The sequence below is a fragment of the Marinomonas vaga genome (assembly GCF_055388305.1).
On sequence record NZ_AP043903.1, the window covers coordinates 565,782 to 578,465 of the forward strand.

Annotated in this window: 15 protein-coding genes; 7 read left to right on the forward strand and 8 right to left on the reverse strand. The window is 47.7% G+C overall.

Going from position 1 to position 12,684, the window contains the following annotated elements; translation table 11 throughout:
* Positions 1 to 51: 51 nt before the first annotated feature.
* Positions 52 to 1,086 (reverse strand): LacI family DNA-binding transcriptional regulator, encoded by a 1,035-nt coding sequence (locus ACZ5DR_RS02560; RefSeq protein WP_377364197.1) that lies wholly within the window; start codon positions 1,084 to 1,086, stop codon positions 52 to 54.
* Between the two features lie 176 nt (positions 1,087 to 1,262).
* On the opposite strand from ACZ5DR_RS02560, the gene ACZ5DR_RS02565 reads away from it, so the two are divergent.
* From ACZ5DR_RS02565 to ACZ5DR_RS02590, 6 genes are all read left to right on the forward strand, one after another.
* On the forward strand, positions 1,263 to 2,240 hold the full coding sequence (locus ACZ5DR_RS02565) for a sugar ABC transporter substrate-binding protein (protein ID WP_377364199.1): 978 nt from the start codon (positions 1,263 to 1,265) through the stop codon (positions 2,238 to 2,240).
* A gap of 215 nt (positions 2,241 to 2,455) precedes the next feature.
* Complete coding sequence (locus ACZ5DR_RS02570; protein WP_464543851.1) at positions 2,456 to 3,394, forward strand: ABC transporter permease; 939 nt, start codon at positions 2,456 to 2,458, stop codon at positions 3,392 to 3,394.
* Between the two features lie 12 nt (positions 3,395 to 3,406).
* Positions 3,407 to 4,405 carry an ABC transporter permease gene (locus ACZ5DR_RS02575; RefSeq protein ID WP_377364203.1) on the forward strand — a complete coding sequence of 333 codons (999 nt, stop codon included), beginning with the start codon at positions 3,407 to 3,409 and terminating at the stop codon, positions 4,403 to 4,405.
* Between the two features lie 15 nt (positions 4,406 to 4,420).
* Complete coding sequence (locus tag ACZ5DR_RS02580) at positions 4,421 to 5,242, forward strand: ATP-binding cassette domain-containing protein (RefSeq protein ID WP_377364205.1); 822 nt, start codon at positions 4,421 to 4,423, stop codon at positions 5,240 to 5,242.
* A 97-nt stretch (positions 5,243 to 5,339) separates the two neighbouring features.
* Positions 5,340 to 6,341 carry a Gfo/Idh/MocA family oxidoreductase gene (locus tag ACZ5DR_RS02585; RefSeq protein ID WP_377364207.1) on the forward strand — a complete coding sequence of 334 codons (1,002 nt, stop codon included), beginning with the start codon at positions 5,340 to 5,342 and terminating at the stop codon, positions 6,339 to 6,341.
* 26 nt (positions 6,342 to 6,367) lie between these two features.
* Positions 6,368 to 7,309 (forward strand): sugar phosphate isomerase/epimerase family protein, encoded by a 942-nt coding sequence (locus ACZ5DR_RS02590; protein ID WP_377364209.1) that lies wholly within the window; start codon positions 6,368 to 6,370, stop codon positions 7,307 to 7,309.
* A 50-nt stretch (positions 7,310 to 7,359) separates the two neighbouring features.
* Here the strand turns inward: ACZ5DR_RS02590 and greB are convergent, their stop codons facing one another.
* The 7 genes from greB to ACZ5DR_RS02625 form a co-directional block, all read right to left on the reverse strand.
* Positions 7,360 to 7,863 carry a transcription elongation factor GreB gene (gene greB, locus ACZ5DR_RS02595; protein ID WP_377364210.1) on the reverse strand — a complete coding sequence of 168 codons (504 nt, stop codon included), beginning with the start codon at positions 7,861 to 7,863 and terminating at the stop codon, positions 7,360 to 7,362.
* Between the two features lie 96 nt (positions 7,864 to 7,959).
* The gene (locus ACZ5DR_RS02600; RefSeq protein WP_377364211.1) at positions 7,960 to 8,787 is read right to left on the reverse strand and encodes a mechanosensitive ion channel family protein; all 828 of its coding nucleotides are present in this window, start codon (positions 8,785 to 8,787) and stop codon (positions 7,960 to 7,962) included.
* 22 nt (positions 8,788 to 8,809) lie between these two features.
* Entirely contained in the window at positions 8,810 to 9,181 is a 372-nt protein-coding gene (locus tag ACZ5DR_RS02605) for a hypothetical protein (RefSeq protein WP_377364213.1), read from the reverse strand.
* Positions 9,178 to 9,642 (reverse strand): DUF2489 domain-containing protein, encoded by a 465-nt coding sequence (locus ACZ5DR_RS02610; RefSeq protein WP_377364214.1) that lies wholly within the window; start codon positions 9,640 to 9,642, stop codon positions 9,178 to 9,180. Before ACZ5DR_RS02610 ends, ACZ5DR_RS02605 begins: the two co-directional genes overlap by 4 nt.
* Before the next feature lie 60 nt (positions 9,643 to 9,702).
* The gene (locus tag ACZ5DR_RS02615) at positions 9,703 to 10,533 is read right to left on the reverse strand and encodes an inositol monophosphatase family protein (protein ID WP_377364216.1); all 831 of its coding nucleotides are present in this window, start codon (positions 10,531 to 10,533) and stop codon (positions 9,703 to 9,705) included.
* 11 nt (positions 10,534 to 10,544) lie between these two features.
* Entirely contained in the window at positions 10,545 to 11,210 is a 666-nt protein-coding gene (locus tag ACZ5DR_RS02620) for an alpha/beta hydrolase (RefSeq protein ID WP_377364218.1), read from the reverse strand.
* 71 nt (positions 11,211 to 11,281) lie between these two features.
* Positions 11,282 to 12,265, reverse strand: a complete 984-nt coding sequence (locus tag ACZ5DR_RS02625) for a hypothetical protein (RefSeq protein ID WP_377364220.1) — start codon at positions 12,263 to 12,265, stop codon at positions 11,282 to 11,284.
* Between the two features lie 198 nt (positions 12,266 to 12,463).
* Between ACZ5DR_RS02625 and ACZ5DR_RS02630 the strand changes: the two genes are divergently transcribed.
* Complete coding sequence (locus ACZ5DR_RS02630; protein WP_377364222.1) at positions 12,464 to 12,646, forward strand: hypothetical protein; 183 nt, start codon at positions 12,464 to 12,466, stop codon at positions 12,644 to 12,646.
* Positions 12,647 to 12,684 lie beyond the last annotated feature (38 nt).

Sequence of the window (12,684 nt, forward strand, 5' to 3'; positions counted from 1 at the left end):
CAATACAATAAAAAATGGAATTTATATTCCAAAATAACCCAAGTTTTACACTTAAATATTGGTCGGCATCAGGATCTCAAAAGGCACGGTTTTCAACATAGTCGGCGTCGCTGAATCGTTTTGTACCGTTTCCACTAGACTCTCTACTAACATGGATGACATGCTCTCTAGAGGGTGACACAAGGAGGCGTTAATCAGCCCTTCTGACAAGCCTTTCATGGTGATTGGGCCCGAATCGCGACAGACCAAAATGATCTCGTTTCGCTTGTCTTCTGGCAGCTCCTTTAGAGCACGCACAACCCCAGATATCCCCCCACCAACGATCAAGATCCCCACTAAATCATCGGTGGAATTCACCAGCTCTTTCACCATATCGTAAGCCAGGTTTGGGTCTTCGTGGGTAGGACGAGTTTCATCAACAGTTAGCAAGTGATGGTATTCTCGAATATACGATCTGAACCCCGCATCCGCCACGTCCTGGCACTGATATCTATGGTTACCAATGAAGACCGCTACTCGCCCAGGACGCTTGCTCATCTGCCCCATTAGGTAACCCGCAGTTCGTCCAAGTTTCCAGTTATCCACCCCTACATAAGCCGCTTTTTGCGAGCTTGATTGGTCTGTGATGTAGGCCACCACTGGTGTGCCTTGTTGCGCTAAATCACTGATGGCATGACCAATCAAAGGATGGTCCGCGGCAATCACAGCCACCGCATCACACTCCTTACCCAAGGCAATTAAGCGTGAGGCGATATTCTCTGGCGTCAAAATATCAACAAAATCCACCAGCGGCTCGACGACTTCGTTCAATCTGTTTTGACAGGCCTGAACAATGTGGTCACGGAATAATTGATACAGAGGTCGGTGGGATTGTTGCAACAAAAAACCCAAACGATAGGTGGGTGTGGATTCTTTCACACGATACTCGATGGCTCCGATTCCATAGAAACCAATTTTCTCAGCGGCTTTTTTGACTTGCAGCATGGTGCTGTTTTTAACCGCCCCACTGCCATTAAGAATTCGGTTCACCGTTGAGGTAGATACCCCTGCAGCCTTTGATAGATCTGCGATGGTTGGTCGCTTCATACTCACTCCAACTATTTTTATTATGTCACTATGAATGATTCATAATGACACAATAAACCATCTTTAGCTCTTTTTCATTTCCCAACTTGCAAATTTTTTACTACTTTTATTTTGCGAATAAAAATAACCAGCTCTCCAACGAGAGAGCAAAACAAGCAATGGAAAGGAAAATAAAAATGAAAAAGCTGAACCGTTCTTTGTTGTTAAAAACTGCCGTAGCGACTTTCACTGCGTGCGCAACCACTGCTGTCATGGCAGCTAATATCTTTGTCGTTGGTGGCAAGCCTGACGATTCCTTCTGGTCAATCGTGAAGAAAGGTGCTGACGATGCAGGCTTAGTAGTAGAAGCTCAAGGGGGCTCTGTTACTTGGTTATCTCCTCAAAACTACGACAACCTAGGTGTGGATGCGGCGGAGCTGATTCGCCAAGCGATCTCCCAAGGTGCGGATGCCATTGTTGGCCCAGACTGGGTTCCTGCGGCAATGGATCCAGCCTTTGAAGCCGTTCGAGCTGCGGGCATTCCTCTGATCATCTACAACGCGGGTGGCATTCAAGCCGCTGACAAGCTTGATGCAATGAACTACATCGGTTCAGATGATTACAAAGCAGGCATCGCAGCCGCTCAATACCTAATTAAAAACGGCCAGAACAAACTGGTTTGTATCAACACTCTTCCTGGTGCTGCCAACATCGAAGCTAACTGTAAAGGTTTGACAGATGGTGCTGCGGCGGCAGGTGGTGAAGCTGAAGTACTTCCTCTTCCAGCAACTTCCTTTGGTAACGCAACAGCCGTTGCCCAAGCTATCAAAGCTTACCTACTTCGCAACCCTACGGTAAACGGCGTTTACACGATCGGTAACGTAGATGCGAACTCTGCCATCAATGGCGTTATGCAGTCTGGCAAAATGGGCCGCGTACAAGTGGGTAGCTTGAACATGGACGAAACCGTATTAAACAACATCAAGTCTGGCAAGCAACTGTTTGCGATTGACCAACAAGGCTACCTACAAGGTTACCTAGCTGTGTCCATCCTAAATGGCTATGTGAACTACGGCCTGACTGTACCGACTCGAGAAATCTTGACCGGCCCTGGCATCGTTGACAAAACCAACGTTGATTCAACGCTATCAGGTGTTAAACAAGGTACTCGTTAAGCGCGCTTTCACCCTGCGCACTCAATGTTGAGTGCGCAGCGGATTGCCAGTCTAAGAGCTGGCGTAAAGAAAAGCCGAAAGGTTTGTTTATTCTCGGGGAGTAGTACATGGCCTCTATTAGCCAAAATCAAAAGTCTGTCGTGACTTACAAAAACACATCTGGACCGTCGCTTGGACAGCTAATCAGAAGACCAGAAGCAGGATCATTCTTCGGAATGCTTGCGGTATTTGTTTTCTTCTCAATTTTCGGCGGCATGGTCTTCCTTTCACCTGCAGGTTTTGCAAGCTGGCTTAACGTTGCAGCAGAGATCGGTATTGTGGCACTGCCTATTGGCTTGCTCATGATCGCTGGTGAATTGGACTTATCCATTGGTGCCGTGATTCCAGCTTCTTCGCTGACCACTGCCATTGTCTCTGGTTACTTTGGTTTACCAGATTTTGTGGGCATCTTGGCCGCATTAGGGGTTGGTTTATTAGTGGGTCTTATTAACGGGCTAATCGTACTGCGTACGGAGATTCCGTCTCTGATTGTGACCATCGGTATGATGTTCGCTCTGATGGGTCTGACTCTTGGCTCTTCTATCTTGTTAACTGGCTCAACTACAGCGTCCATTATTCCAAGCGAACTGTCTCAAGCCATGTTAGGCCAGTTTATCGGCGGCATGTTCCAGATCACAATTTTCTGGTGGATCGGCTTCATCGTGGTAGTGGGCTTCATCTTACACGCGTCTCGTTTCGGTAACTGGATCTGTGCCTTAGGTGGCGACAAGATCAGTGCCCGTAACGCCGGTATCCCAACAGAAAAACTGACCATCTCTTTGTTTATGATGAGTGGTTTTGCGGCAGCCTTTGTGGGTGTGTCTCAAGCCATGGTGTATCAGAGTGCTCAAGTAGCAGGCGGTCAAGCTTTTATCTTTAACTCGATCATGTGTGTGGTCATCGGTGGTGTGTTATTGACCGGTGGTTTTGGTTCTGTGTTCGGCATTGTGTTCGGCACCATCACCTTCGCTGTGGTGAACCAAGGGATTTACTTCACCAGTTTTGATCCGAACGTTGGCAGTATCATCATCGGTGCCTTGCTATTGGTTGCCGTAATCACCAACGACTCGTTCAGAAAGCTTGCGCTAAGTTACTCCAAGAAAAAGAACAAATAAGAAGGCAGAGCTATGAATAACATATCTATCAGCAATTTTCTGACTCGCCCTGAATCCGGCTCAGTACTGAGCTTCGCGGCAGTCATTGTGTTCTACATCATTTTTGGTGGCGTTCAGCTAGACCACCTAGTGGGATCGGCAAGCTGGGTAAACTTTGCCGCTAACCTAGGCATCATCGCCTTGCCTGTGGGCTTGTTGATGATCGCTGGAGAACTGGACATTTCCATTGGTGCCATGATTCCTGCGGGCTCTATGACCGTAGCCATTCTGTCCGGTCACTATGGCTTCCCAATCGAAGTAGGCATTCTAGGTGCGATTGCACTTGGGGTGATCGTTGGACTGATCAATGGTTACTTAACGGTCAACACAACGGTACCGTCTTTGATTGTTACCCTAGGCACCTTGGTTGCCATGCAAGGTTTGGTATTGAGCTCTTCGGTCCTGCTTACCGGTAATGCCAGTGTTTCTTTGGCAGCCCCTGAATGGAGTAAATCCATCTTCGGCCAACTCATCGGTGGTAGCTATCAGGTGATCATCTTCTGGTGGTTGGCTTTGGTGGCCGTGTACTTCTTCGTGATTCACCGTACTCGTTTTGGTAACTGGATCTATGCCATGGGTGGCGACAAGGTCAGCGCCCACAACGCTGGTATTCCAGTACGTAACATGACGATTTGGTTGTTTGTCTTGTCTTCTACCAGCGCAGCATTTGTAGGCATGTGTGGGGCGATTCTATTCAACTCTGCGCAAGTATCCGGTGGTATGCAGTACATCTTTAACGTGATCGTTTCCATTGTGGTGGGCGGCGTGCTTCTTACAGGCGGCTTCGGATCCATCATGGGTATCTTCTTCGGCACGCTAACCTTTGCGGTCGTAAGCCAAGGTATTTACTTCACAGACATCGACCGTAACTGGTCCAGCTTGATCATCGGCGTGATGTTGATGGCAGCTGTATTGATGAACAATTTCTTCCGAAAAATGGCGTTAACACACGCGCCCAAACAAAAAAAATAAGAAGAGGGATTAGATATGACTACTCCAGTATTGGAACTTCGCAACGTAAATAAGTCATTTGGGCCAATTGATGTGTTGCACGATATTTCTTTGAAAGTACACCCAGGTGAAGTGCTGTGTCTATTGGGTGACAACGGTGCCGGTAAATCTACTTTGATTAAAACCTTGGCCGGTGTCCACAAACCGACTTCTGGTCAAATGTTTATGGATGGGGAAGAAGTCAACTTCGATCGTCCAAAGGATGCATCAGACCGAGGTATTTCAACCGTTCACCAATTCGGGGGCACCTTCCCATTGATGAGCATTGGTCGCTCCTTCTTCGTAGGGGTTGAGCCCACCAAAAAATGGGGCCCATTCACAGTATTTGACCGCAAGACAGCTAACGAAACCGCCGTTAAAGCGGTACGTGAATTCGGTATCACCCGTATCGATGACGGCGATCGTCTGATCGGTGGTTTGTCCGGTGGTGAGCGTCAATCCTTGGCCATTGCTCGTGCGGTTCACTTTGGTGCCCGCCTTCTTATTCTCGATGAGCCGACTGCGGCATTGGGTGTAAAAGAAGCGGCCCACGTATTGCGCATCATCTTCGAAGCTCGTAAACGCGGCCTAGCTGTTATCTTCATTACCCACCAAGTTATGCACGCCATGACAGTGGGTGACCACTTTGCTGTCTTGATTCGTGGCGCTCTGGCGGCGGACTTCCGTAAAGGCGACAAGACCCGTGAAGAAATCACGGATCTGATGGCGGGCGGTGAAGCCATGGCAGACCTTGAGAGCGAAATCGCGAGTCATATGGATGCCCATGATGGGCAGCCAGCAGCGGCTGCAAATCAATAACCCGTGGACGGCGTCTAACCAATAGACGCCCCTTACACAGCGCACAAAAAACAATAATTATTTACTCATTTATATTCTTTAAGGAATAGGGGGACTTATGTCTTTAAGAGTTGGCGTTATCGGGACTGGTATGATTGGACAAGATCATATTCGCCGTCTAACAAAAGTATTACAAGGTGTTGAAGTGGTTGCGGTCAATGACATCGATGAAAACCGCGCAACAGCTATCGCCCCTGAAGGTGCAAAAGTATTCACGTCCGTTAAAGAGTTGATTCACTCCGAGACAGTAGACGCTGTGGTGATTTGTTCTTGGGGAGCGGCCCACGAAGAACAATTGCTTGAATGTATCGCCGCCGGTAAACCCGTGTTTTGCGAGAAGCCAATGGTGATCTCGGAAGAATCAGCGCTGAAAGTCTTGGCTGCGGAAGTAGCTTATGGCAAGCGTCTTGTACAAGTGGGCTTTATGCGCCGATTTGACGCTGACTACCGTCGCCTTAAAGCTGTGATTGATGGTGGCACCTTGGGCACGCCTTTGATGTATCACTCCACTCACCGCAACCCGAGTGTGCCAGAGGGTTTATACACCTCTGACATGCCTCTCAATGACACGCTGGTTCATGATGCGGACATCTCACGCTGGTTACTTTCAGATGAAATTGACGCGGTAGAAGTTCGTGTACCACGTCGCTCAACCCGTGGCGGCGAGCTGCGTGACCCAACCATCGTCTTACTTCACATGGCAAGCGGTGCCATCGTGGATGTGGAAATCTCTGTAAACATTGCCTACGGCTACGATATTCGTGGCGAAGTAAGCTGTGAACTTGGGGTTGCGGCACTTCCAAATCGTCCTGCGACTGTGATTTCTGATCAACACGGTATTCGCCAAGCCATTCCTGAAGACTGGCGTGAACGTTTTATTGAAGCGTACGACCAAGAATTTAGAGAGTGGATCGCTGCGGCTTCTGCCGGTACAGCAACTGGGCCAAGTGCATGGGATGGCTATGCTGCCACACTGACGGCCGATGCCGCCCTTCGCGCTGTTACATCAGGTCAGCGTGAGCCAATTAAGCGCATTTCTAAACCAGACTTGTACAACTAACACTTTGTGAATTTATAGGCTTATTTATGAAACTCTCTATTTGTACCGATGTAATGGGCAATCTGTCGTTCACAGAGATGCTAGATAAATGTGTTGAACTGGGTTTAGAAGGTGTTGAAATGACGGGGGGTGGCTGGTCAAGCGCCCCTCACTTCCGCGCTGACGAACTGCTTGCTGATAAAGGCCTGCTAAAGAAAAAGCTAGCCGAGATCGAAGCCCGCGGCCTACAAATCGCCGCGCTAAACTGCTCTGCTAACCCTCTTGATCCAGGTGAGATGGGTAAGCGCCACCGTAAAGAGATGGAAGACACCATCCGCCTTGCAGGGGAAATTGGCGTTAAGAAAATCATCACCATGTCTGGCTTGCCTGAAGCGGCTCCAGGAGACATGGTGCCTAACTGGTTGGTGTACACCAAGAGCTGGCCAAATGAAATGCCTGAGCGTGACCGTTACCAGTGGGAAGATCGAGCATTCCCTCTATGGCACGATCTGGTGAAACTGGCGACTGAAGTAGGCGTAGAAAAATACGCTCTAGAAAACTTCTCTGCCATGTTGGTATGGAACCCTGAGACACTGTTCCGTTTGCGTAACGAAGTTGGCCCTATGGTAGGTATGAACCTAGATCCAAGTCACTTGTTCTGGAAAGGCGCTTGCCCCATCGCGGCTGCCCGCGCTCTAGGGGACGCCATTCACCACGTACACGGCAAAGACACTCGCATTGAGCGCGGTTTATGCGACATCAACGGCCTATTGGAACTTAAAGACGTGACGGACGTTGCAAACCGCTCTTGGAACTATGTGGCGGTCGGCGCGGGTCACGACCTCCAGTGGTGGAAAGAGTTTTTCTCTGTGGTCGGCATGCAAGGCTACCACGATTGGGTCTCTCTAGAGATGGAAGACTTCACCATGTCGGTTGAAGCGGGCATCCAATCCTCGGTGGATGCTCTGAAGCAAACGATCCTGCGTTAGGGACCGGCATCTTTTAGCAGGGTGGCCAATCTGCGGGCCCCCTGCTCTTTTTAATACTCTACGTATTCTATTTGATCAATATAATAGGTTTTTTCACCACCCGCCCTTTTCAGTACCACTTCATCTCCCTCGCTACGCTTCAGCAGTGCTTTTGCTACGGGTGAATCCATACTGATGTAATCTTCCTCATGATCGATTTCATCGGGCCCTACAATGCGAAAACGCTCTTGATTCCCGTCGTCATCTTCCAGTGTCACCCATGCCCCAAAGAACACAACGGAACGATCAATGGGCAAACGATCCACCACGGTACATTGATCTAACCGCTTTTCTAGATAGCGCACACGTCGGTCAATCTCACGTAACTGCTTCTTACCGTAGATGTATTCTGCGTTCTCCGAGCGATCCCCCAACTTTGCGGCATCACTGACGGTTTGAGTCACTTCAGGGCGTTTTTCCTTCCAAAGATATTTCAGCTCAGCCAACAGCTTATCCGCCCCTTGTTTGGTGATGTAAGCACCTTTTGGAGCACCCGGTGGACGGTATCGACTCATAGAACCTCTCTAACAGCGTCTTCAATAAACAAAGTATTCAACAAACAAAAATGGCGCCACGATTTCTCGCGACGCCATTGTATAACCTTTCGCAGTTTAGTCTGCTTTGGACAAATGCACGTCCATTTGTGGGTACGGAATACCAACACCGTTCTCATCAAAGGTGTATTTAACCTTCTCTAAGAAGTCAGACTTGAATTGCAACAAGTCGCTTGATTTCACCCAAATACGAACACTGAAGTTTACGGAGCTGTCCGCCAACTCTGAGACAAAAATCATGTACGCAGGATCAGGCAATACACGCTCTTCATTGTCCAGGATAGACTTCATCAAATCACGGGCCAGACGGATGTCTGCATCGTAGCTAATACCAATAACAAGATCTAAACGGCGAGTTGAATGGGCCGAATAGTTGACAATGGTACCGTCCATCACAGACGAGTTCGGCAGGATCACGCTGCGATTATCAAGGGTCTTCAGGTAGGTATGGAACAACTCAATGCGATCTACCGTTCCCATTTCGCCACCGACTTCAACGAAGTCCCCCGCTTTAAATGGACGCAATAGAATGATCAGTACGCCCGACGCAAAGTTTGACAAGGAACCTTGCAACGCAAGACCTACGGCTAAACCGGCGGCACCGAGAATAGCAATAAAGGATGTGGTCTGGACGCCAATTTGACCAAGCGCCATCAGAATCACAGCGGCAAACATCAAGGCATACAAGATGCTTGAGGTAAAGCCCACTACGGCATTGTCAATTTTTGAATTGCGCATACGTTGCTCAATCCAATTTGCGATACGCTTAGCAATCCACTTACCAACAAAGAAAATGATAATGCCAACAATAATGCTGACGCTTTTCTCTGTTAACCAAGGCAGCCAAGTACTCCCTTCTTCCATCCATTTTTCCAATTCATTCATATCTCATTTCCTGTGTTAAAAATTAAGCCAAATACTCGGCTTTATGCTGCCATTCATCTAACAGATGCTTTAAGCGTAAAATACCTTGCTTTGAAAACACAACATACACTTTGCCATCTTTACATTGCGTATTCACGACACATTCCTCATCGATCACAGCACACTCGTGACGCAAAGCTTCGATCTCCTGATCATATCGCACACTCATCCCAATAAAGACATGCCAGTCTCGCTCAAGCAGCCGCTGCTCCACGGCTTCACGCAGTACTTTGACACAGCCATTTGCATCTAACTGGTAATAAGGCGCTCGCTGCTTGTGTTTGATAAAAAACACCAGCAAGACAACCAACAATAAAAAGCAAACGAATGTACCGATCAGGATTTGTAAGATCATTCGTTAAAGTTATACGCCAACAAGTAAGTTTTAGCGCGACGCAAACGCTCCACATGGGTTGCTTCGAGTGCATCCATCTCGGCTTGATATTTACGTCGCGCAGCAAGTGGCAGAGCATTCCATTGATCATGAGTTGGAATATGTTGTGTGTGCTCTTCGACTAAGTACACAGCTTGCACATCTTCGTGCTCCGATAAATCAACGCTTAACTGATCTAACAGGTTCTTCACACGAATAGACGCTTCCGTCCAAGTTAGCTTTTCATCCTCTTCTACGGCGCGCATTAGGATTTGGATGCTTTCAATTCGCTTTGTCCGCTCTTCACGTAAGCGACCTTCTCCCGCCGCAATACGATCGGCACGCTCTTTATTCTGTTTCAACTGTCGTGCAATAAAATAAACCGACAAGCCAATGACGGCAAAACACACAATCAAAATTGCCCAAAATGCATTAGTAGACATATATTTCCTAGCATTAATATTAGGTTCAGTGGGTACTGAGCTTAGGAAGCCCAATAGACACTAAACGCTCAATTCAATTCGAGATTCTTGCAGCAGGGTATTGATAGCGTCATATAGCTCTGGCGTCGCAACGATTAAACTGTCGCCATTTATGGCCTTAGGCCACTCTGCGCGCTGAGCACCAAACGCCCCTATGGTAGCTCCAGCTTCTTCGGCAATTAAAGCTCCTGCTGCCATATCCCACGGCTTTACATTTTCGTAGTAAGCATCCATTTGCCCATTGGCCACTGCACACAGATCCAATGCAGCAGAACCATTTCGTCGTATGTCTTGGCAATTCGCCAATACGGCCGTCACATATCCCATCAACTCATATAAAGTATCTCGCTGATATGGGAATCCTGTAGCAACCACCGCATTACGCAATACATTACGACCACTAACGGAAATAGGCCTGTCGTTTAGCCAAGCCCCTTTCCCTTTTACGGCGGAATACATTTCATTTAAAAATGGTCCATAAACCACTCCCACCCAGCGCTCTCCACGGTAAAACACCGCAATAGACACCGCCACATGGGGCAAACCTTGAGCGAAGTTGACCGTACCATCAATGGGATCAATAACCCACACAGGCACATCCGACGCCATGGCGACATTTAAATCAGGGGACGACTCTTCAGACAAAATCAAATGCCCAGGGAAGGTTGATACAATTTGAGTGCACAAGTAATCGTCCACCGCTAAGTCCACCGAGGTGACCAGCTCGTGGCCGGCCTTATAATCTCGTTTGAACTCTGCATTTGCGCGACCTTGCTGCATCATACCGCCCGCATGAAGGGCCCATTCTTTAGCGGATTCTAACCAACGATCTGGCTCAAACTTAATTGACATTTACTCTCTCCTTAAGCAAAACGCTGATTCAACCACTCACCGATAACAGCCACCTGTTCTGCACACACTGAGTGAGGCATAGGGAAAGTGCTGTATTCTGTAACATACCCTTTATCATTTAATAGGGTATTGGCTCGTACCGCTAAACTCGGATCCACGACCGGATCCAAGGTGCCATGCTGAATTAAGAACGGGGTCTTTTCATTCTTATGACCCTGAGCGTCCTGAACTTGGTCTGGATCCGCAATGTAGGTAGATAAAGCCATCACGCCTGCAAGCTGATATTGACCACACAAAGCAACTTGATAAGCGATCACGCCCCCTTGCGAAAAACCAGCTATCACGACCTTGTCACTGGCAATGCCCTGTGCTTCAAGCTCAGAAATCATCTGCTCAATTTGCTCCACAGACTCTTTAATGTTGGCCATATCCACTTTGCGATCAAGAGTCATTTCTAAGATGTCGTACCATGCCCTCATTTTCATTCCACCATTAATGGTCACTGGGCGAATGGGCGCATTAGGGAACACAAAACGAATGGCTTTACCTTGTAAGCCTAACTGCGGAACGATTCCTTCAAAGTCATGGCAATCCGCTCCAAGGCCATGCATCCAGATGACGGCAGAGTTGGGGGATTCGGCGGTATCAACGGTGATAAATTCTAGTGGCTTTGACACAAAAACTGCTCCAAAAAATAGGCCATCACAATGGTGACAGCCTATCATAAATTGCTGATCGATGAATCCAGCTAGTGTGTTTCGGGTAATTTTACCGATTCAACCCCCTGGTCACCATTTAACATAAACTGAATATCTGCCCGTTGAATCATAGAACAAATCATATGGCGGGTAATACGCTCGTAGTATTGCATAAAGCCCTTTAGCATTTCTGGGGACATGACTTTAATGTCCAAGGTATCCAAAATCCCCCCATGAATATCATGTAGATGCTCTTCTAACACTCGCTCCTGCTTATTTCGCCAGTCATAAACGACTTCAAAACCTGGTGGCTGCATCCACATTTGCACATCAATAAGCTCAAATAGAGACTTATAGTCCGTGGCCAAATGCTCATTGACCGCTTTACGCCATATCGCCTCCGCATCTTTATCTTCTTCCAAGCGATTAATGGGTGTCAGTAAAGACTCTTCTGACATAGGGGAAGCTCCCACACACCAGCCTTCAAAAAAAATCACATCCACAGGCCCTGCAACTTCCTGCCAACGATGTACTGGCTTACGATCATCAAGTGACTTATCAAACATAGGCACATACATGACTTCCCCAGACTTGAGCTGCTTCATGCGTTCAAAGATATTCAGCGCCAGAGGAATATCATGGGTCCCTGGTACACCACGGGTCGCAAACAGAGGGTGCACTTGATGGGCATAGGACAAGCGATCTGAGCGGGTCAAATAAAGATCGTCCAAACTCACCACCACAGCATTACGGTCAAACCCCTTACACAGCACATGGCTGACCACCGAAGAGAATGTGGTTTTGCCACACCCTTGGGGCCCACCTAAGCCAATGACTAGGGGACCTTGTTTAGACTGCAAACGATCCTCTACCCAGCGTGCAAAGGGTAAATACAAATCATCCAGACGCTCCACTAATGACTCATCAGCATAGGTCCCTTTAAGAGTCTGCTCCACATCAAACCGTAAACGCTCTGCCAAAGAACCTGGCTGCCCTTGCGCTTGATTTATTAAACTGACCTTTTGAAAATTCATAATGAACACCCCCATTTCGCATGTCTTGTAGAAGTATAGGAGCTGCTCATTTTTTAACCAGAACAGAAAAGCATATTAGGATCCCCCCAATATTCCGTTGAAATACCGCAAAAATGACGCAAATCTGTGCAAATTTACTTCAAGAATAGGTAGTTTTAACCGTAAACTATAGGAGTAAACGAATATTGAGGTTTTGCGATGCACACAAAACAGTGGCTGATAGCTATTGGAGTTGCTGCCTTGGCGCTACAAGGCTGTACTTATAATCATTACTATCAAAACGGATCAGAAATGATGGCAACGCCCGCAGGTGAAACAGCCATCGCGAAATCCGCTGCGACAAAACCGACAAAAAAAGTAGTTATTTACCGAGTTCATTAATCGGTATTCATTACACCTATGTTAAACGGCTGAAAGCT

Bases quoted from the DNA above. Each gene is read 5' to 3' on its own strand.
- ACZ5DR_RS02560 (WP_377364197.1), bottom strand. From the start codon at position 1,086: ATGAAGCGACCAACCATCGCAGATCTATCAAAGGCTGCAGGGGTATCT.
- ACZ5DR_RS02565 (WP_377364199.1), top strand. From the start codon at position 1,263: ATGAAAAAGCTGAACCGTTCTTTGTTGTTAAAAACTGCCGTAGCGACT.
- ACZ5DR_RS02570 (WP_464543851.1), top strand. From the start codon at position 2,456: ATGCTTGCGGTATTTGTTTTCTTCTCAATTTTCGGCGGCATGGTCTTC.
- ACZ5DR_RS02575 (WP_377364203.1), top strand. From the start codon at position 3,407: ATGAATAACATATCTATCAGCAATTTTCTGACTCGCCCTGAATCCGGC.
- ACZ5DR_RS02580 (WP_377364205.1), top strand. From the start codon at position 4,421: ATGACTACTCCAGTATTGGAACTTCGCAACGTAAATAAGTCATTTGGG.
- ACZ5DR_RS02585 (WP_377364207.1), top strand. From the start codon at position 5,340: ATGTCTTTAAGAGTTGGCGTTATCGGGACTGGTATGATTGGACAAGAT.
- ACZ5DR_RS02590 (WP_377364209.1), top strand. From the start codon at position 6,368: ATGAAACTCTCTATTTGTACCGATGTAATGGGCAATCTGTCGTTCACA.
- greB (WP_377364210.1), bottom strand. From the start codon at position 7,863: ATGAGTCGATACCGTCCACCGGGTGCTCCAAAAGGTGCTTACATCACC.
- ACZ5DR_RS02600 (WP_377364211.1), bottom strand. From the start codon at position 8,787: ATGAATGAATTGGAAAAATGGATGGAAGAAGGGAGTACTTGGCTGCCT.
- ACZ5DR_RS02605 (WP_377364213.1), bottom strand. From the start codon at position 9,181: ATGATCTTACAAATCCTGATCGGTACATTCGTTTGCTTTTTATTGTTG.
- ACZ5DR_RS02610 (WP_377364214.1), bottom strand. From the start codon at position 9,642: ATGTCTACTAATGCATTTTGGGCAATTTTGATTGTGTGTTTTGCCGTC.
- ACZ5DR_RS02615 (WP_377364216.1), bottom strand. From the start codon at position 10,533: ATGTCAATTAAGTTTGAGCCAGATCGTTGGTTAGAATCCGCTAAAGAA.
- ACZ5DR_RS02625 (WP_377364220.1), bottom strand. From the start codon at position 12,265: ATGAATTTTCAAAAGGTCAGTTTAATAAATCAAGCGCAAGGGCAGCCA.
- ACZ5DR_RS02630 (WP_377364222.1), top strand. From the start codon at position 12,464: ATGCACACAAAACAGTGGCTGATAGCTATTGGAGTTGCTGCCTTGGCG.